The organism is Exiguobacterium sp. USCH10, assembly GCF_037619445.1.
Taxonomy (GTDB): Bacteria; Bacillota; Bacilli; order Exiguobacteriales; family Exiguobacteriaceae; genus Exiguobacterium; species Exiguobacterium aestuarii_A.
On the sequence record NZ_JAQPZO010000005.1, the window covers coordinates 164,010 to 183,426 of the forward strand.

Below are 19,417 nucleotides of genomic sequence, written 5' to 3' on the forward strand. Positions count from 1 at the left end.
CCACCATATGGCGGATCCTCCTTTTGTATGAAAAGATTATGAGTTCGTATTATAAAGTTCCGATTCCACCGCATGAACGGCGGCTGACCAAGAGCCATAGCGATGTAGGATCGCTTTTGTCGAAGGCTTGTTGTTGCGTTTCGCCCATTCTCGATATGCTTCGAATGAGAGGGAGAAGCCCATTTCCTGAATGGCTTCACGTAGCGCGTTGGATAATTCTGTTTTCGAATAGGTGACACTCGCCTCAAGTCCTGCCTCGGCACAGGCATCATGCCACGAACCGAACGTCTTGACGATATGATAATGGCTCGGTGCCTTCGGATGGAGCTTTCGCCATTGCTGATACTTCTTCAAGGTGATGATCGAGCCCATGTCTCGCGAATAAAGTGCAAGTGTCTCGATGATGTCCTCGCGTGTATACTTCGGCATTTTGTCTGGCAATTCGACAGTTGCTTCTCCATGCCATTCATAGCCTGCGATGGCAAGTGCCTCAGCCCATGACCCGAACTGTCTGATGATGGATTCAGGAGATGGCCAATTCTGTTCCATGGCAAAGCGACGGTAGACAGAGCGGCGTGGACGTTCCTTCAACAAGTCCCCGAGAAGGCGGATGCAATGGATCATCCTCTGTTGTTCGGTGGACAGGTGATGGGATTTAGTGGTTAGCGTTTGACTCAATGATGGTTCCTCCTTCCGTGGACTCAAATATGAACCGACAAAGATGAAAAAAATGCTCCTACAATCATACTATCGGATGGTTTTTCGGATTTATTAACGTGATTTTGAAAATTATTAAACAATTTCTAAGAATTGGATAGGTCTAAAGTCACAGAAAAACATTTCAAAAAATGGTAACAGTTCTATTACAAATTAAATCGAATTTCGTGATAAATGTAAACAAAAAGTTTTAATCAACCAAAAATGTCATATTTTTATAAAAAAGTACCCAACTGGAGAAATGGGGTCATCGCCTTCGCTCCAGATGAGTACCCTTCTATAATAAATTTAATTTTCAGACTAATCAATCGAATATTGAAATTACATCAAAAAATTTTTAACAGCTGGTCAACGAAAGTCCAATTCTGCTAAAATAGGCGCATTGAGTGAAAAACAGAAAAGAGGATTATCATTATGACAGTTTGGTTATTTTATACGTTGCTCGGATTGATCCAAGGATTTACGGAACCAATCCCGATTTCCTCGAGCGGACATCTTGTTATCTTCCAAGAATTATTTAACATCGACTTGCCGGGATTGTCATTTGAAGTTTTCGTAAATTTTGCATCGCTCCTCGCGGTCTTGACGGTCTATCGTAAAGATGTCGTCCGCCTCATCGTCAGTTTATGGACGTTTCTGTTCAAGAAAGACCGGACAGATGAGACGATGGTCGATGTGAAGTTTATCGGCTTGCTCCTCGTCGCAACGGTTCCAGCTGGTGTTCTCGGTGTCATTTTTGGTGATTGGATTGGAGAAGTACTCGGTGGCGTCGCGACGGTCGGATACACGCTCATCATCACGGGTCTTGCGCTTTGGTTCATTCGAAACATGCGCGGGAATAAAGGAGACGGCGGGATCACGTTACGTGATGCCGTATTGATTGGACTCGCCCAAGCGGTGGCGCTCATCCCAGGGATCAGTCGCTCTGGAGCAACCATCGTCATGGCAATGTTGCTCGGAATCAAGCAAGAATCAGCACTTCGCTTTTCGTTCTTCTTGTTCATTCCAATCAGTCTCGGGACGATGATTTTGGACGGTCCGGCGTTATTTACGAACCCAGAAACGCGTGACTTGTTCGGTCCGCTCATCTTGGCGTTTATCGCCTCTTACGTGTTGACTGCGATTTCGTTGAAGTGGTTCCAGCACATCATGGCAAAAGGCGAATTAAAGTATTTCTCATATTATTGCTGGATTGTCGGGCTTCTCGTCGTCCTCTTTCTCGCATAATCGAGGCGCTACTCTCACGGGTAGCGCTTTTTGTTTTGCGAAATAAAAACAATTGCGATACAGTAAATCTGTACAAACAAATATTCCTTCGGGGTCGGGTGAAATTCCCAACCGGCGGTGATGGGCCATGCCCTAAGTCCGTGACCCGGGCGCACGTGTGCGAACGGTGGATCTAGTGAGACTCTAGAGCCGACAGTATAGTCTGGATGGGAGAAGGAACAAAAAACAGGTCCGTATGACCTGTGCTTCGTCGTACGCTTTTCTGTAAAGAAAACGTTTATTTGGTTTGTCCAAAAATGACGAAACCCTCCCACCAAGACCCTAAGGACCGTTCCTTAGGGTCTTTTGTTTGTACGGAAAAAAGGAGGGAGAACGATGAAACAGTACATGCAACAAGCCATCCAATTGGCGAGATCTGCCGACGGACAGACGGGTGTGAACCCGCTTGTCGGCGCCGTTCTCGTCAAAGACGGTCGCGTCGTCGGGCTAGGTGCCCATCTCAAGGCGGGCGAGCCGCATGCCGAGGTTCACGCCATCAAGATGGCAGGTGCGGCAGCGTACGGGGCGACACTGTACGTCACGCTTGAGCCGTGCTCGCATCATGGAAAGACACCACCGTGTGCCGACTTGATTGTTGAATCCGGAGTCAAACGAGTCGTCATCGCCATGAAAGACCCGAACCCACTCGTTGCGGGAAAAGGGATCATGCGTCTGAAGTCGGCTGGCGTCGAGGTGGAAGTCGGGTTACTTGAAGAGGAGGCGCGGGCACTGAATCCAGCGTTCTTACGGGCGCTCGAGACGAAACGACCGTACGTCATCTTAAAGACGGCGACGAGTCTCGACGGAAAAGTTTCCTTGGATTCCGGTGAGAGTCAATGGGTGACGAGTTCGGAAGCCCGTCGTGACGTCCATGAACTGCGTGCCAAAACCGATGCGATTTTAACGGGAATTGGAACGGTGCTAGCGGATGATCCGGCACTGACCGTGCGATTGGCCCATGAGACACGTCAACCGAAGCGAGTCGTCCTCGACCGTGACCTTCGCTTGCCTCTTGCGAGCACGCTTGCCCGAACGGCTGAAGACATCCCGGTGCTCCTGTTCACCTCGTCAGACGACAGAGAAAAACGGGAACAGGCACGTGCCATGGGAATCGAGTTATTCGATTATACGTCGCTCGGAAACGTACTTGAGACACTTTACGCGAACGGGGTTGGACGCTTATTGATCGAGGCGGGACCGACACTTGTCACGTCCCTTCTTGACGGAGGGTACGTGGATGAATGGGTTGCCTATCAATCACCGCGCGTTTTTGGCGGGAAAAACGGTGTCTACCGTTCACAACAGGAAGGCTCGCTGGATGCGATTTCTCGTTTTAAGATTCAGCAGGTCGAGACGATTGGACCTGATCTGAAAATCGTCCTCCGAAAGGGGGCGCTCTGATGTTTACAGGAATCGTAGAAGAAATTGGTGCGGTCAAAGCGGTGAAACGAAACGGTCCGTCCTTGCGGCTCGTCCTATCGGGGGCAAAGGTGCTCGATGACGTAAAAATCGGCGACAGCATTTCGGTAAATGGGATTTGTTTGACGGTCACAACGTTTGATGCGTCAACATTCGCCGTTGATGTGATGCCAGAGACACTGAAAGCATCCAGTCTAGATGGTGTGAAGCCAGGAACGCGCGTCAATCTCGAACGAGCGATGCCGGCGAATGGACGATTCGGCGGGCATTTCGTGTCCGGACATGTTGACGGCGTCGGGCGCATCACCAAGAAGCGTCCACTCGCAAATGCCGTATATGTCGACATTCAATGCGATCCTTCGCTTCTCCCATACATCGTGCCGAAAGGCTCGATTTCGGTGGACGGAACGAGTCTGACCGTATTCGATGTATCCGAACGTGGGTTTACGTTGTCGTTGATTCCGCACACGTATAGTGAGACCGTTCTAGGGTCGAAGCACGTCGGTGACCTCGTCAATTTGGAATGTGACTTGTTGGCAAAATATATGGAAAAACTAGTCGGACAGTCGAAGATGACACTCGAATCTTTGGCATCACAAGGTTATGGAAAGGCGGGATGGTAATGTTTGATTCGATTGAACGGGCCATTGAGGAATTAAGACGCGGACGTCCCATCATCGTCATCGATGACGAGAATCGTGAGAATGAAGGTGACTTTGTCGTGCTCGGTGACAAGATGACATCCGAGACGATGAACTTTTTAATCACAGAAGGGAAAGGACTTGTCTGTGCGGCCGTCGCCGAAGAAGTAGCGGCACGCCTTGAGCTCGCACCAATGGTGACGAATAGCACGGATCCACATGGTACGGCGTTCACGGTCAGTGTCGATCATATCGATTCGACGACAGGTATCTCGGCGAGCGAGCGCTCCCACACCGTTCGTGAATTAGCAAATCCATCGTCACGTCCTTCTGACTTTCAACGACCGGGACATCTCTTCCCGCTCATCGCCAAAAAAGGAGGGGTCTCGGTGCGTCGTGGTCACACAGAAGCATCCGTCGATTTGGCACGCCTTGCTGGTAGTGAGCCGGTAGCCGTCATCTGCGAAATCATTCGAGAAGACGGGGAGATGGCCCGCGTCCCGGACTTGGTCGAAGTCGCAAAACGTCACGAATTGGCATTCATCACAATCGAAGCATTGGTCCAGTATATGGAGACGAGCCTTGTCACGCGTGAAGCGGACGTGTCACTCCCTTCATCGAAAGGGACGTTTCGAATGATTGGATACGAAAACCGATTCGACCGACAAGAGCATGTGGCACTTGTGACCGAGACGCTTACAGCCGTCCCGCTCGTTCGGATCCATTCCGAATGTTTGACGGGAGACGTCTTTGGGTCGTTCCGATGTGACTGTGGTCCGCAACTTGATGCCGCCATCGAGAGAATCGAACAGGAGTCGGGCATTGTTCTCTATATGCGTCAGGAAGGGCGAGGCATCGGACTCGTGAACAAACTGAAAGCCTATGCCTTACAAGAGGAAGGGTTGGATACGGTCGAGGCGAACGAGGCACTCGGATTCCATCCCGACATGCGTGACTATCGTGTCAGTGCGGCGATGCTCCGTGACCTCGGGGTGACCCGTGTACGACTCATGACGAACAACCCTGAAAAAGTCGATGCCTTAGAATCATGTGGCATCACCGTCGTCGAGCGTGTCCCGCTTCAGGTCGGTGCACACGAAGCGAATGAATCATATCGTATGACGAAACAACTCAAAATGAACCATATTGGAGGATAAATGAGATGACATATACATTTGAAGGTAATTTAGTAGGAGAAGGCTTAAAGATTGGAATCGTCGTCGGTCGATTCAACGACTTGATCACGATGCGTCTTCTAGACGGTGCGAAAGATGCATTGAAGCGTCATGGCGTGAAAGAAGAGGACGTGTCGCTCGCTTTCGTCCCGGGTGCGTTTGAGCTCCCACTCGTGGCGAAAAAAATGGCGATGAGTCAAAAATATGATGCGGTCATCACGCTAGGGGCCGTCATCCGTGGCGCGACACCACACTTTGATTACGTGTGTAACGAAGCGGCGAAAGGAATCGCGCAAGCGAGCTATCAATCGGAGGTCCCAGTCATCTTTGGCGTATTGACGACGGAGACGATCGAGCAGGCGATTGAACGGGCTGGTACGAAAGCAGGAAATAAAGGCTGGGAAGCAGCAACATCAGCCATTGAAATGGCGAATTTATTGAAGCAAGTGTGAGGAAGAACCGGGTGCATCGTCGCCCGGTTTTTCAATTGGGATAAGCAGGGTAAAAAGACTGAAAATTGGGTAAAATAAACTCATGGAACGATTGCATATATTCCAGACAAAAGGGAGGTTTGGCACATGGCAACTTCGCATGAATCATTGACGTTACAGTTACAACAACAAGAGCGACTCCATCACCTGCTTTCGTCACTCCTCAATCGCTTTTTAACAACAGAGATTGCGGATTTCAAAAAGCGGGTTGACCAGTCGCTAGCCGAACTTGGACATTATTTCGCGGTCGACCGCGTCTATGTCTTCGATTACGATTTCACGAATCAGGTTTGTCACAACACGTTCGAGTGGTGCGCCGAGGGCATCACCGCCGAGATGGACAATCTTCAAGACGTGCCGATCGACGTGCTGCCCGAATGGGTCAACACTCACGTGGCAGGCGAGACGATGTATATTCCGCGCGTGTCCGATCTGCCGGAGACAAATGCCGTTCGTGCAATACTTGAACCGCAATCGATTCAAAGTTTGTTGGCGGTACCGATGATGCAAGGCAAGACGTGCCAGGGGTTTGTCGGGTTTGATTCCGTCGTCTCGGAACGAACGTACACGGAATATGAACAACAGGCACTTCAAGACTTCAGTAACGCGCTTCTCGGGGCCGTTGAGCGACACCGGATTGAGGCGGGACGGGATGAGGCGCAGCGTGTCCTCGCCGAGCGCGAAAAGGAATTGATTGATTATCAAGAGGGGCTCGTCCGCACACTGTTACGCCTGTCTGCACTCCGTAACAATGAGACGGGCAACCATATCGAGCGGGTGCAGGACTTGTCGACGCTCTTTGCGACGATTTTATATGATCACCACCATCCGGATGTCACGCCGCTCTTCATCGAAGGGATTCGACTCGCGGCGCCGCTCCATGATATCGGGAAAATCTCAGTACCGGACTCGATCTTATTGAAGGCGAACAAGTTATCTGACCAGGAATGGCTCTTCATGAAAGATCATGTACGTGTCGGGGGCGAGGTGTTGAAGGATCTACAAACTCAATTCCCTCAAAACTACTTTATTCAAATGGCTTATCACATCGCGCTCTACCATCATGAGCGCTGGGACGGGACAGGATATAACCAAGGTTTGAAAGGGGAAGAAATTCCACTTGCAGCCAGAATCGTCACCATCATCGATGTCTATGACGCCCTTCGGACGGTCCGCCCGTATAAACCTGCCTTCTCGCATGAAGACTCGATTGTCGCGATGAAAGACATGAAGGGGGCGTTCGATCCGACGCTGTTTGATCTGTTCCTGCTCCATCAAGAAGAGATTGCCATCATGTTCGATCAGACTTTTAAAGCACACTAATAAAAGAGACGCTCCCCCGAGGGAACGTCTCCTTGTTGATTAGAATGTTTCAGATGTTGTTTTCGCTTGCATGTGGAGTTGGATGTAATCCGGTCCACCTGCTTTTGAATCCGTTCCTGACATGTTGAATCCACCGAACGGCTGGTAGCCGACGATTGCGCCTGTGCAACCACGGTTGAAGTAAAGGTTCCCAACGTGGAAGTTTTGGCGAGCGAACTCTTGGTTTGCGCGGTCACGCGTAAGCACTGCACCTGTCAAGCCGTATTCTGTGTTGTTCGCGATGTCGATCGCTTCTTTAAAGTCTTTCGCTTTTGTGAAGGCGACGACTGGTCCAAAGATCTCTTCTTGCATGAGACGTGCTTTCGGGTCGACGTCTGCGACAACCGTCGGCTCGATGAAGTAGCCTGTTGAGTCATCGGCGTTTCCACCTGCGACGATGCGTCCTTCTTCTTTTGCCACATCGAAGTACGATGTGATTTTTTTGAAGGCTGCTGCGTCGATGACAGGTCCCATGAAGTGTTCGTTCTTCTCTGTGTTTCCGACAGAGAGTTCGTTCGTGAGTTCGACGACGCGGTCAAGTACCGTATCATAAACGCTGTCGACGATGACGGCACGTGAACAAGCTGAACATTTCTGACCTGAGAATCCGAATGCCGATTTGACGATCGATTGTGCTGCGAGTTCGAGATCCGCTGACTCGTCGACGACGATTGTATCTTTTCCGCCCATCTCTGCGATGACGCGTTTGAGCCAGATTTGACCTTCGTTCAATTTAGAAGCACGTTCGTTGATGCGGAGTCCCACATCACGTGATCCTGTGAAGCTGATGAAACGAGTTTTTGGATGGTCGACGAGGTAGTCTCCAACTTCTGCACCAGGTCCTGGGATGAAGTTGAGGACACCTTTTGGAAGACCTGCTTCTTCCATCACTTCGACGAATTTTGCAGCAACGATTGGTGTCGTTGAAGCTGGCTTCAAGAGAATCGTGTTACCGGCTACGATTGCCGCAACAGCTGTACCGGCCATGATGGCGAACGGGAAGTTCCATGGGCTGATGACGATCCCGACCCCGAGTGGGATGTAGTCATAACGGTTGTATTCGCCTGGACGGCTCTCGACTTTCTTACCAGGTTTGAGTTCGAGCATTTGACGTGCATAGTATTCCATGAAGTCGATTGCTTCTGCTGTATCCGCATCTGCCTCATTCCATGGCTTACCTGCTTCTTTGACGAGATAAGCTGAGAACTCGTGCTTGCGCTTGCGGACGATGTTCGCTGCTTTGAACAAGACGTCTGCGCGGACGGCTGGGTCCACATGGCGCCAAGTGTCAAAAGCTGTGAGTGCTTCTTGCATCGCACGTTCTGCGAGCTCTTGGTTTGCTTTTGAGACGCGACCGATCACTTCTTCTTTGTTCGCTGGGTTGTAAGACGTGATTTTACCTTCCGTCGTAACCTTTTCCCCACCGATTACGAGCGGATAGTCTTTCCCGAGCTCACCGTTCACTTTCTCGATTGCCGCTTGAATCGCATCGGCATTCTCTTTTTGTGTAAAGTCTGTGAATGGTTCATGTTTGTATGGAATCATTCTCGTTCCCCCTTAAAGTGATGTTGAGCGTTAAAGCGCTTACGTCTGTATTGTATCGAAATTATCGTAGAAATCCTAGTGAAACAATTTTCCAGAAACACATGCCATTGGAGCGACGATTCGAGACATGGTAGGATGGGGGAGAACACGGCTTTAGAAAGGACGAACAACATGAAAAAATGGCTCATTCCGCTCCTCCTCGTCTTCACGCTCGGGGCATGTGGGAACGACGAAGAGACGGTTATAGAAGAAACGAAACGCGCATTGCCAGACGCTGTCACGGAAGTGTATGCGGACTATCAAACGGCGCTCGAATCGGGCGATGCCGAGGCGCTCGCAGCCATCGACTACGCGGGTCGATTGACTGACATTCCGGCGACCGGTGCCGTCACGCGTCAGCTCGCCCCGGGTGACATCTATGAGAGTTGGGTCAACGAGGACGAAGACGTGGCGTTTCTCGTTCATGAAATGGTCGACCAAGACGGCAATCCGCTCCCGAACCGGCTCAGTAAAGTCGCTGTGAAAGAAGGCGACGACTGGTCGCTCGTCATCACGCCGACTGCGTTACCAGAGGATGTTATCGCCGAAGTCGGAGAGCTCCTCATCGGGATACAGGCCAACGAATATGGGGTCAACGCAGAAGCGAACGCCCGTCTTGCAGAGGTTCCGGAAGATGAGGCAGGACCAATCTACGACCGAGTCAACGCCCAGACCGACTATACGGCACTCGAGGCGGACAATAACGTCTTTCTCTTGATGGCGGAGACGTTGACGGTCGAAGAGAACCAAGCCATCATGGCCGATTACTTTAAAGCGTATGAGACGTGGTACACCGAGAACGAAGAGACGCTTCGAAAAGCGGCCGCCACTGAAGATCCAATCGAGTATATCGAAGTTCTCGATCCATTAAAGACAAAACTAGAGGAAGCGATCGATGGCTTCGACGAACAACTCGTCGACCCGTCGTTCGGTTAAGGAGGAAAACAGATGCTCGCACCTACATTTTCATTACCAAACCAAAATGGAGAGATGGTCTCGCTAAAAGATTATTTAGGCAAGAAAGTCGTTTTGTATTTTTATCCTCGTGACTCGACACCGGGTTGCACGACGGAAGCGTGTGATTTCCGTGATGCGATGCCGAAGATGGAAGGCGCGGTCGTCATCGGGATTTCAGCGGACAGTCAGAAGAAGCACCAGAACTTTATCGCGAAGAATGAGTTGCCGTTCGACTTGCTCGTCGATGAGAATCATGAAGTGTCTGAATTGTACGGCGTTTGGCAACTGAAGAAAAATTACGGGAAAGAGTACTACGGCATCGTCCGTTCGACGTTCCTGATCAATGAAGACGGCTATATTCAAGAAGAGTGGCGTAACGTCAAAGTGAAGGGACACGTTGAAGAGGTCGTATCTGCCATTCGTTCGTAAAATGAGCAAAAGCGGTATTAGACTGTAGACTACATAGGTCTACAGTTTTTTTTGACCAAGTACAGGCACGGAGCTGCATCGCTTTTTCATCGAGAAATAGTCTCTTAATCAACGATTCGTATGGATTGTGAAATCGCTGCTTTTAGATTCTGAGATATATTACAATCATATTTCGAAATAAATTTTAAGAAGCTCTTAAGAACAAGGTTTCAGGGAAAATATTACAATTATATAACGTTTTGAAAACGCTTTCTTTAGGTGGCCTACCTTGACTCGATTGTGAATGTTCTGAAAAATATAGGGAGAGCGCTCAAATCAAGAACGTAGGAGGAGAGCAACACAGTGAATCAAATTGAAAGTTGGCTGTCGAGTTTATCAAATCTCGTATGGGGGCCACATCTATTAATCTTACTCGTCGGTACAGGAATCTTCCTGACCGTCCGTCTCGGCTTTATTCAAGTGACGAGGCTTGGTGTCGGCTTGAAAGAGGCATTTATTCCAAAGAATGAAAAACCAAAGAAGAAACAACGAGGGGACATCTCGCATTTCCAAGCATTGATGACGGCCTTGGCGGCCACGGTTGGTACCGGAAACATGGTCGGTGTCGCGACGGCGATCGTCCTCGGGGGACCAGGCGCAGTCGTTTGGATGTGGTTATCCGGTTTTGTCGGAATGGCGACGAAATATGCGGAGGCCATCCTAGCGGTCAAATATCGCGTTGTCGATGAACGAGGCGAAATTGCCGGTGGACCGATGTATTACTTAGAACACGGGCTAAAGAAAAAATGGCTCGGCATGTTGTTTGCCTTATTCGCATCGGTCGCAGCTTTTGGGATTGGGAACGGGGTACAGACGAACTCAATCAGTCTCGCTTTGAACAATTCGTTCAACGTCCCAATGGTTGTGACAGGAATCGTCATGATGGCGGTGACGGCGTTTGTCATTTTAGGTGGTGTCAAATCGATCGGAAAAGTCGTCGGGATCTTCGTCCCGTTCATGATTTTTGCATATGTCGGAAGCGGGCTCGTGATTCTCATCATGAACTTTGAATTGGTACCGGGTGCCTTATCGACGATGTTCTCGAGCACATTCAGTGCCGAAGCCATCGGTGGAGGTGCGTTAGGTGCTGCGATTCGCTACGGGGTCGCGCGCGGTGTGTTCTCTAACGAGGCAGGACTTGGATCTGCACCGATTGCGGCCGCGGCAGCGAAGACCGATTTCCCGGGACGACAAGCACTCGTCTCGATGACACAGGTGTTGATTGATACGCTTATCGTCTGCTCAATCACCGGACTTACAATCGTCATGGGTGGTCAATATACGGAAGGACTCGAAGGGATTGCTTTGACGCAAGCGTCATTCGCCTATTTCTTAGGACCGATTGGTGAAATCATCGTGACCGTCTCACTCGTCTTCTTCGCCTATTCGACCGTCCTTGGCTGGTGTTATTACGGGGAACGTTCCGCATACTATTTACTTGGGGAAAAAGTCATCGTCCCGTATCGTGTCCTCTATATTTTAGTCGCAGGACTCGGTGCGATGACGACGAACTTGAATTTGATTTGGTCCATCTCGGATGTGTTCAACGGTCTCATGGCGATTCCGAACTTGATTGGACTCTTGTTCCTGTCGGGTGTCGTCGTCGCCGAGACAAAACGATTCGAACTCGAACGAAAAAAAGAAGCGGCGCAGTCTGCTGCCTGATTAGAAAACCCGCCGAACAGCACGTGTCGGCGGGTTTTTGTCATACCTTGAATTGTCGAATCAATGAATCGAGTTCTTCCATCTTTTGTTGTGACTGTTCGGTCGCTCGGTTCAATTCAGCGAAGCGATCGACGGACATCGTCACTTTTTCAGCTATCTCTTGCGTCCCAAGAGCACCATTGTTGACGGTCGTCGCCACGTCTTGAATGACGCCGATCATATTCGACGTCAATAGCTCAAGCTCACCCGCGGCAGCGGCGAACTCGGTCGCGGTCGTCTCGAAACGTCCCGCGTCCTCGCTATATTGGCCGGCCGCCTCCTCGAGTTGGTCATAGTCTTTCAACACGTTCGTATCGAGGAAGTGAAGCATCTGACCTGAGCTCTCATTCAAATGATCGACCGAATGGAGGACGGTCGTCGAGATGGCTTGGATGCGTTCGACGGTCGCTCGGCTCGTCTCGGCAAGTTTTCGAATCTCATCAGCAACAACGGCAAATCCACGACCGGCCTCACCGGCACGCGCTGCCTCAATGGAAGCATTGAGGGAAAGCAGGTTCGTTTGGGCGGCGATGTCGAGAATATCGTTCGTGAGCGTTGCGATTTCACGGACAGCTTTGGCGTCTTGCATCGCTTTCTCTAAGTTCGTGCGTGTCGACTGCAGAACGCTGATGGCGTTCTCCTTCGCTTCCACCGCATGCGACTTCAGAGAGAGGGCGCGTTCATCAATCTGTTTGGCTTCGACTTTTCGCTCATCAGCCATCGTCACGATATGATGAATCGTCCGTTCCATATCCGACGCAGACGCGTTCATCTCTTGCGCGCTCGCGGCCGTCTGTTGCATGCCGGCGGTCAAGTCTTTGGTCGTCGCCGCAGTCGTCGTCATATACGTATCGAGTTCTTTCAATTCGTCATACATATGGGTTGATTGTTTCGTCACGCCTGTTGTCACATCGTTCACTTGCAAAATCAACTGACGTAAGTTGGCGATGAACTGATTGAAGTCACGGGCAAGTCCTGCGAACTCGTCACGACGTTTCACGGGAATCGACGTCGTCAAATCGCCTTCGCTCGTTGCGAGTTCGTGCATCTTCGTCTTGAACTCTTTGAGTGGTTCAAAAATCGAACGGAAGATGAAGAGCATCATGAGAATCGTCATGACAGCCGCGACCCCGAGAACGATGAGAAGTGTCAGCTGAACCTGTTCAAACATCTTAGCCGCAGCAGCTGTGTCCGTTTGAATTTCTTCACGGTTCAAGTTGACAAGAAGACCGAGAGCGTTCGAAAGGGTATCCGCGCTTGCGGTAGCCGTATCACGAATGTATTCTTCCGCAGCTCCTTCACCTTCTTCATTTGAAATACGGATAAGTTCGGTCATGACAGTCTGGAAGTCGTTCCAGTTCGCACTAGCTTCATCAAAAAGTTGTTGATCCTCTTCCATAATAATTGTCGCTTCATAGCCATCCATCCGCTGTTCTAAAATCGCGACGGATGCTTGAATGTCTCGCTCGATATTTTGTTTCGTCACCGCATCGTCGACTAGAGCGTGACGAATGAGGTGGCGTCGAATTTCGAGCAATTGTTTATCGACCTGATGGATTTGGTCCATCCCCGGTACCCAGGAGACGGTCATATCTTCTTGAGCCGCTTTTGAGGCGTTCAAGGCATACCAAGAGTAACCGCTTACACCGAGAAGTAAAACGAACATGATGCTGAAAGCGGTGATCAGTTTATTCCGGATCGACATATGATTCCTCCTTAACGAATCGTTTCTCTACATAAGCATAATCAGAATCGCACTCCGACCGTATAGCTGATTTTGAAAGCAGGTCAATATTCGGGAAGGATTCCCCTAGTTTGATAAAAATGAGACAATTTAGAACGAGATAGATTTCCTTTTTTGTCTTATGAAAAAGTGGTATGATAATGAACGATGTATTGAAAACTGTTGGAGGTGGGAATTTTGGCTCGTATTACAGAAGCTGAAGTTCGGCACGTCGCCGGACTTGCCCGACTTGCGATCACGGATGAAGAAGTGACGCACTTCACGGAGCAATTGACAAAAATTCTCGAGTTCGCCGAGCAACTCGATGAGCTGGATACAACGGGCGTCGAACCGACGACCCATGCCCTAGATTTGAAAAACGTACTACGCAAAGACGAGGTTCGTCCATCGCTTCCACGTGAGGAAGTCGAACGGATGGCACCTGACTGGGAGAACGGCCAAGTCCGTGTCCCTGCGGTCTTTGAGTAAGGAGGCCTTTCATGAGTTTATTTGACCACGGTGTAGCGAAGTTGCATACGCTATTAAAAGAAGGCGAAGTCACGGTCACGGACCTCGTCAAAGAGTCGTTCGACCGCATCGAAGCGACAGATGACAAAATTGGTGCGTTTTTGACGCTCAATGAAGATGCGTTCGAGCAAGCGAAACGCATGGATGAGCTCGCCAAAACATCAGATAACCCGCTCTTCGGGATGCCAATCGGTGTGAAAGATAACATCGTCACAAAAGGGATGCGCACGACATGTGCCTCGACGTTCCTCGAGAACTTCGTCCCGGCCCACGATGCGACAGTCGTCGAGCGTCTTCATGATGCTGGTGCCGTCACGATTGGGAAGTTGAACATGGACGAATTTGCGATGGGTTCATCGAACGAGAACTCGGCGTTCAAACCGGTCCGTAACCCATGGGACCCGACACGTGTACCAGGAGGTTCTTCAGGCGGTTCAGCGGCATCAGTCGCAGCTGGACAAGTCCTCTTTAGCCTTGGTTCGGATACGGGTGGTTCGATTCGTCAACCAGCCGCATATTGCGGTGTCGTCGGGATGAAACCGACATACGGTCTTGTCTCACGCTTCGGCCTCGTTGCCTTCGCGTCTTCACTTGACCAAATCGGTCCGCTCACGCGTACCGTTGAAGACAATGCTTACTTATTGAATACGATTGCAGGACACTGTGACATGGATTCGACGTCAGCCGAGGTCGAGGTGCCGGACTATACGGCAGCGCTCAACCAAGATTTGACGGGTATGAAGTTTGCCCTCCCGGAAGAGTTCATGGCAGAAGGCGTCGCGCCTGGTGTCCGCGAACAGATTGAAAAAGCGATTGAGACGCTCAAGTCTCTCGGTGCGACGATCGAGACGGTCTCGATTCCGTCCGTGAAGTACGCGCTCTCGGCTTACTACTTGCTCGCATCATCAGAAGCCTCTTCGAACTTGGCTCGTTTCGACGGCATCCGTTACGGACGTCGTGCCGAAGCGGACACACTCGACGAAGTGTTCACGTATTCGCGTGAACAAGGTTTCGGTGACGAGGTCAAACGCCGGATCATGCTTGGGACATATGCGCTCAGCTCTGGTTATTACGATGCGTTCTATAAGAAAGCACAACAAGTCCGTACCCTCATGAAGCAGGACTTCGCGAAAGTGTTCGAAGAGTATGATGCCATCGTTGGACCAACTGCACCGACGACAGCGTTCAAACTAGGCGAACAGCTCGACGATCCGCTCACGATGTATGCGAACGATATCATGACGATTCCGGTCAACTTGGTCGGTATCCCGGCGATCTCGGTCCCGGCAGGTCTTTCAGAAGGTCTTCCGGTCGGTCTTCAAATTATCGGGAACTACTTTGATGAATCAACACTTTACCGCGTGGCCCATGCTTTTGAACAAGCAAACGGCGGTTTCAAGATGCCACAGCTCTAAGGAGGACGTACGATGAACTTTGAAACGATCATCGGGATCGAGGTGCACGCCGAGCTGAGCACGAAGTCGAAGATTTGGTGTGGCTGCTCACGCACTTACGGTGCCGAAACGAATACACAGACGTGTCCGATTTGTCTCGGACACCCGGGCGTCTTGCCTAAATTGAACGAAGAAGCGGTCAACCTCGCCATCAAAGCGGCGATGGCACTCAACTGTGAGATTGCGACAGATACGAAATTTGACCGTAAAAACTACTTCTACCCAGACACGCCAAAAGCGTATCAAATCTCGCAGTTTGACAAGCCAATCGGTTCAAACGGCTACGTCGACGTCGAAGTCGATGGCGAGATGAAACGATTCCGTATCGAGCGCGTGCACTTGGAAGAAGATGCTGGGAAGATGAACCACACGGGCGAGAAGCATTCGGTCGTCGACTTCAACCGGACCGGCTCACCGCTCATCGAGATTGTCAGTGAAGCAGATATGCGTTCACCAAAAGATGCGGTCGCGTACCTCGAACGTTTGAAAGAGGTCCTTTCGTTCGCTGGCGTCTCGGACGTCAAGATGGAAGAAGGATCGCTTCGCTGTGACTGTAACATCTCGGTCCGTCCATTCGGGCAAGAGAAGTTCGGCACGAAGACAGAGCTCAAAAACTTGAACTCGTTCTCGAACGTCTTGAAGGCACTCGACTTTGAAGAGACGCGTCATCGCAAATTGCTTCTCTCAGGTGGCGTCATGCGTCAAGAGACGCTCCGCTACGACGAAGCAGCGAAAAAGACGATTCTCATGCGTGTCAAAGAAGGGGCAGCGGACTACCGCTACTTCCCAGAGCCGGACCTCGTTCGTCTCGAAATCGATGAGGCGTGGAAAGAGCGCATTCGCGCGACGATTCCAGAGATGCCGGCAGCACGTCGTGAACGCTACATGAGCCAATACGGTCTCTCGGCATACGACGCGAAAGCCCTCACGTCGACGCGTGAGTTCTCGGACTTCTTCGAAGCGACGACAGCGGCTGGAGCTGAACCGAAAGCAGCAGCGAACTGGCTCATGGGTGAAGTGCTCGGTCACTTGAACAAGTCGAATGAAACGGTCGAAACGATGAAGTTGACACCGGAATCACTCGCAGAACTCATCCGCTTGATTGCGGAAGGGACGATTTCATCGAAGATTGCGAAACGTGTCTTCACAGCGATGATGGAAGAGGGCGCAGAGCCGAAAGCGTATGTCGAAGCGAACGGTCTCGCCCAAATCTCGGACGAGAACTTGCTCCGCGGCTACATCCTCGAATTGTTCGAGGCACACCCGCAAATGATCGAAGACTTCAAGAACGGGAAAGACCGTGCGAAAGGCTTCATCATCGGGCAAATCATGAAACAGACGAAAGGGATGGCGAACCCGGCACTCCTCGATGGCTTGTTCCACGAAGAGATCGCAAAACGCTAAGCAGGCGGCGAGACACTTGTGTCTCGCTTTTCGCTCGAGTTGAGCACAGGGGAGAGAATCAATATGCAACGGAAACGTGCGCGGGTCATTTATAACCCGACATCTGGTAAAGAAGTGATCAAACGGGAACTCCCGTACATTTTGAACCGCCTCGAGGATGCGGGTTATGAGACGTCGACGTATGCGACGAAAGCGATTGGTGATGCCACGCTCGAAGCAAAACGGGCCTCAGCGGCCGAGTTCGATCTCATCATCGCCGCAGGTGGAGACGGGACATTGAATGAAGTCATCTCAGGGCTCGCACCGCTTGAGAATCGTCCGACGATCGGTCTCATTCCGGTCGGGACGACGAACGACTTTGCCCGGGCGATGCGGATTCCGCTGAGCGTCGTCGGCGCACTCGACGTCATTTGTGACGGGTTCGAGATGCCGGTCGACCTTGGGGAAATCGAAGGCGAGAAAGGTGATATCCACTATTTCATCAATATCGCTGGTGGTGGAATCATGACCGAGCTCTCGTATGAAGTGCCATCGAAGTTGAAGACGGCACTCGGACAGCTCGCGTATTACGTGAAGGGAATGGAGAAACTGCCACTCATCAAACCGACATATATCGAGCTCGAGCACGATGAAGGGACATTCCAAGGCGAAGTCATGGTCTTCCTCACATCGAACTCGAATTCAGTCGGTGGATTTGAAAAAATCTCACCGCACGCGTCGTTGAATGACGGGTTGTTCGACTTGTTCATCCTTCGGAAATGTAATTTGTTTGAATTCATCCATGTCGTCCGTCTTCTCCTCCGCGGGGAACATTTGTCGAGCCCACTCGTCGAACATGTGAAGACGAGCCGCGTCAAGATGAAGACGACCGAGCCGATGAGTCTGAACATCGACGGAGAATATGGAGGGGAGTGCACAGGTGAGATGCGGAACTTGTTCCGTCACTTGACGGTGCTCGCACCGAACGCCCGGATCCGCGAGATGGAAGATTTAAATGCACAATATGAACGCGAACAGATGATCAAGCAATTGTTCAATGTTTCGCTCGATAAAGCAGAGTGAAAAGATAGGAATGACGACATCAGTCATTCCTATTTGTAATGGAAGGAGCATTCGTATGCTACCAGTGAAAAAGAATGATCGTCTCGATGTCCACGTCCACGACCTAACCCATGAAGGAGCGGGTGTGGCGCGTGTCGATGGCTATACATTGTTCGTGCCGAACGCGTTGCCAGGAGAGACGGTCGAAATCGTCGTGACGAAGACGAACAAGCAGTACGGGTTCGCCCGATTGTTGAACGTGAAAGAAGCGAGTGCCGACCGCGTCGAGCCGCCGTGCCCGATTTTTTATCAATGTGGTGGCTGCCAGCTACAACACTTCAGCTATGAAGGACAACTTCGCCAGAAACGGGAACGCGTCGTCGATGCGCTGAAGCGACTCGGTCAGTTCGATGTACCGGTACATGACACGATTGGGATGCCAGAACCTTGGCGCTACCGCAACAAGGCACAAGTCCCGTTCAAACAAGAAGGAGACCGTCTCGTCTCGGGCTTCTATCGTCCTCGTTCGCATGACATCGTCGAGATGAGCGAATGTTTGATTCAAGATGAGCGCAATGACAAGGCGATCCAAGTCGTCCGTGATGTATTGGACGCACGAGGCGTGCCAGCGTATGACGAGAAGACAGGCCGCGGGGTCATTCGTCATGTCATGGCCCGTTACGGGTACCATTCAGGTGAACTCATGATCGTCCTCATCACGAAGACGACGAAACTAAAAGGCGTGAATGAGATTGTCGCGGACATCGTCGAGCGTCTCCCGGACGTGACGTCGATCATGCAAAACGTCAACCCTGACAAGACGAACGTTATCCTCGGGGCGACGAACAAGTTGCTCTACGGCCATGAGACGATTGAGGACAAAATCGCAGGACTCACGTTCACGATTTCCCCGCACTCGTTCTTCCAAGTGAACCCGGTCCAAACGGAGAAGCTGTACGGGAAAGCGTTAGAATACGCACAACTGTCAGGTACGGAGCAAGTCGTCGATGCGTATTGTGGCATCGGGACAATCAGCCTCTTCCTCGCCCGGAAAGCGGCACACGTTTACGGTGTCGAAGTCGTACCGGAAGCAATCGAGGATGCGAAACAAAATGCGCTCGTCAATGAGATCGATAACGTGACGTACGCATGTGGAGCGGCCGAAGATGTGCTCCCACAGTGGAAGAAAGACGGTGTGAACCCGGACGTGATCGTCGTCGACCCGCCACGAAAAGGATGTGCCGAGTCATTCCTCGAGACGATGGTCGAGATGGGACCGAAGCGAATCGTATACGTCTCATGTAACGTCGCGACACAAGCACGTGATATGCGTTATCTCGCCGACCGTGGCTATCGCTTGATGGAAGTGACACCGGTCGACATGTTCCCGCATACGGCGCATGTGGAGACGGTGGCATGGATGGAGAAAGTAGAATAAGATGAATGTATGATGCCTTCGATTGATTCAATCGAGGGATTTTTT

17 protein-coding genes and 1 riboswitch are annotated in these 19,417 nt (G+C 50.9%); of the genes, 14 read left to right on the forward strand and 3 right to left on the reverse strand.

Annotated elements, in window-relative coordinates; genetic code table 11:
* Window positions 1-36: 36 nt before the first annotated feature.
* A complete protein-coding gene (locus PQI28_RS10085) occupies window positions 37-678 on the reverse strand; it encodes a homing endonuclease associated repeat-containing protein (RefSeq protein ID WP_074036465.1) in 642 nt (213 codons plus the stop codon).
* A 453-nt stretch (window positions 679-1,131) separates the two neighbouring features.
* Between PQI28_RS10085 and PQI28_RS10090 the strand changes: the two genes are divergently transcribed.
* From PQI28_RS10090 to PQI28_RS10115, 6 genes are all read left to right on the forward strand, one after another.
* A complete protein-coding gene (locus PQI28_RS10090) occupies window positions 1,132-1,944 on the forward strand; it encodes an undecaprenyl-diphosphate phosphatase (RefSeq protein ID WP_214693843.1) in 813 nt (270 codons plus the stop codon).
* 80 nt (window positions 1,945-2,024) lie between these two features.
* Window positions 2,025-2,166, forward strand: a riboswitch (FMN riboswitch).
* Window positions 2,167-2,319: 153 nt separating this feature from the next.
* Window positions 2,320-3,384: a bifunctional diaminohydroxyphosphoribosylaminopyrimidine deaminase/5-amino-6-(5-phosphoribosylamino)uracil reductase RibD gene (ribD, locus tag PQI28_RS10095; protein ID WP_339963213.1), complete on the forward strand. Its 1,065-nt coding sequence runs from the start codon at window positions 2,320-2,322 to the stop codon at window positions 3,382-3,384.
* Window positions 3,384-4,025: a riboflavin synthase gene (gene ribE, locus PQI28_RS10100; RefSeq protein WP_339963214.1), complete on the forward strand. Its 642-nt coding sequence runs from the start codon at window positions 3,384-3,386 to the stop codon at window positions 4,023-4,025. The genes ribD and ribE overlap by 1 nt, the downstream gene beginning before the upstream one ends.
* Window positions 4,025-5,200, forward strand: a complete 1,176-nt coding sequence (gene ribB / locus PQI28_RS10105) for a 3,4-dihydroxy-2-butanone-4-phosphate synthase (protein ID WP_339963215.1) — start codon at window positions 4,025-4,027, stop codon at window positions 5,198-5,200. Before ribE ends, ribB begins: the two co-directional genes overlap by 1 nt.
* A 5-nt stretch (window positions 5,201-5,205) precedes the next feature.
* Window positions 5,206-5,670: a 6,7-dimethyl-8-ribityllumazine synthase gene (gene ribH / locus PQI28_RS10110; RefSeq protein ID WP_214745735.1), complete on the forward strand. Its 465-nt coding sequence runs from the start codon at window positions 5,206-5,208 to the stop codon at window positions 5,668-5,670.
* 126 nt (window positions 5,671-5,796) lie between these two features.
* Window positions 5,797-7,032 (forward strand): GAF and HD-GYP domain-containing protein, encoded by a 1,236-nt coding sequence (locus PQI28_RS10115; protein WP_339963216.1) that lies wholly within the window; start codon window positions 5,797-5,799, stop codon window positions 7,030-7,032.
* Window positions 7,033-7,071: 39 nt separating this feature from the next.
* Here PQI28_RS10115 and pruA read toward each other — a convergent pair whose 3' ends face one another.
* Window positions 7,072-8,616, reverse strand: coding sequence for an L-glutamate gamma-semialdehyde dehydrogenase (gene pruA / locus PQI28_RS10120; RefSeq protein ID WP_339963217.1), 1,545 nt, complete (start codon window positions 8,614-8,616; stop codon window positions 7,072-7,074).
* Window positions 8,617-8,787: 171 nt separating this feature from the next.
* Here pruA and PQI28_RS10125 point away from each other — a divergent pair, with 171 nt between their 5' ends.
* From PQI28_RS10125 to PQI28_RS10135, 3 genes are all read left to right on the forward strand, one after another.
* On the forward strand, window positions 8,788-9,591 hold the full coding sequence (locus tag PQI28_RS10125; protein WP_339963218.1) for a hypothetical protein: 804 nt from the start codon (window positions 8,788-8,790) through the stop codon (window positions 9,589-9,591).
* A 12-nt stretch (window positions 9,592-9,603) separates the two neighbouring features.
* On the forward strand, window positions 9,604-10,041 hold the full coding sequence (gene bcp / locus PQI28_RS10130) for a thioredoxin-dependent thiol peroxidase (protein WP_214786010.1): 438 nt from the start codon (window positions 9,604-9,606) through the stop codon (window positions 10,039-10,041).
* Between the two features lie 342 nt (window positions 10,042-10,383).
* A complete protein-coding gene (locus tag PQI28_RS10135) occupies window positions 10,384-11,745 on the forward strand; it encodes an alanine/glycine:cation symporter family protein (protein WP_214786008.1) in 1,362 nt (453 codons plus the stop codon).
* 40 nt (window positions 11,746-11,785) lie between these two features.
* Here the strand turns inward: PQI28_RS10135 and PQI28_RS10140 are convergent, their stop codons facing one another.
* Window positions 11,786-13,489 carry a methyl-accepting chemotaxis protein gene (locus tag PQI28_RS10140; protein ID WP_339963219.1) on the reverse strand — a complete coding sequence of 568 codons (1,704 nt, stop codon included), beginning with the start codon at window positions 13,487-13,489 and terminating at the stop codon, window positions 11,786-11,788.
* A gap of 216 nt (window positions 13,490-13,705) precedes the next feature.
* On the opposite strand from PQI28_RS10140, the gene gatC reads away from it, so the two are divergent.
* The 5 genes from gatC (at window position 13,706) to rlmD (ending at window position 19,372) form a co-directional block, all read left to right on the forward strand.
* Entirely contained in the window at window positions 13,706-13,996 is a 291-nt protein-coding gene (gatC, locus tag PQI28_RS10145; protein ID WP_012727041.1) for an Asp-tRNA(Asn)/Glu-tRNA(Gln) amidotransferase subunit GatC, read from the forward strand.
* Window positions 13,997-14,007: 11 nt separating this feature from the next.
* The gene (gene gatA / locus PQI28_RS10150; protein WP_074036499.1) at window positions 14,008-15,450 is read left to right on the forward strand and encodes an Asp-tRNA(Asn)/Glu-tRNA(Gln) amidotransferase subunit GatA; all 1,443 of its coding nucleotides are present in this window, start codon (window positions 14,008-14,010) and stop codon (window positions 15,448-15,450) included.
* 12 nt (window positions 15,451-15,462) lie between these two features.
* The gene (gatB, locus tag PQI28_RS10155; RefSeq protein ID WP_339963220.1) at window positions 15,463-16,893 is read left to right on the forward strand and encodes an Asp-tRNA(Asn)/Glu-tRNA(Gln) amidotransferase subunit GatB; all 1,431 of its coding nucleotides are present in this window, start codon (window positions 15,463-15,465) and stop codon (window positions 16,891-16,893) included.
* A gap of 63 nt (window positions 16,894-16,956) precedes the next feature.
* On the forward strand, window positions 16,957-17,955 hold the full coding sequence (locus PQI28_RS10160) for a diacylglycerol kinase (protein WP_214745761.1): 999 nt from the start codon (window positions 16,957-16,959) through the stop codon (window positions 17,953-17,955).
* Between the two features lie 55 nt (window positions 17,956-18,010).
* A complete protein-coding gene (gene rlmD, locus PQI28_RS10165; RefSeq protein ID WP_337874841.1) occupies window positions 18,011-19,372 on the forward strand; it encodes a 23S rRNA (uracil(1939)-C(5))-methyltransferase RlmD in 1,362 nt (453 codons plus the stop codon).
* Window positions 19,373-19,417 lie beyond the last annotated feature (45 nt).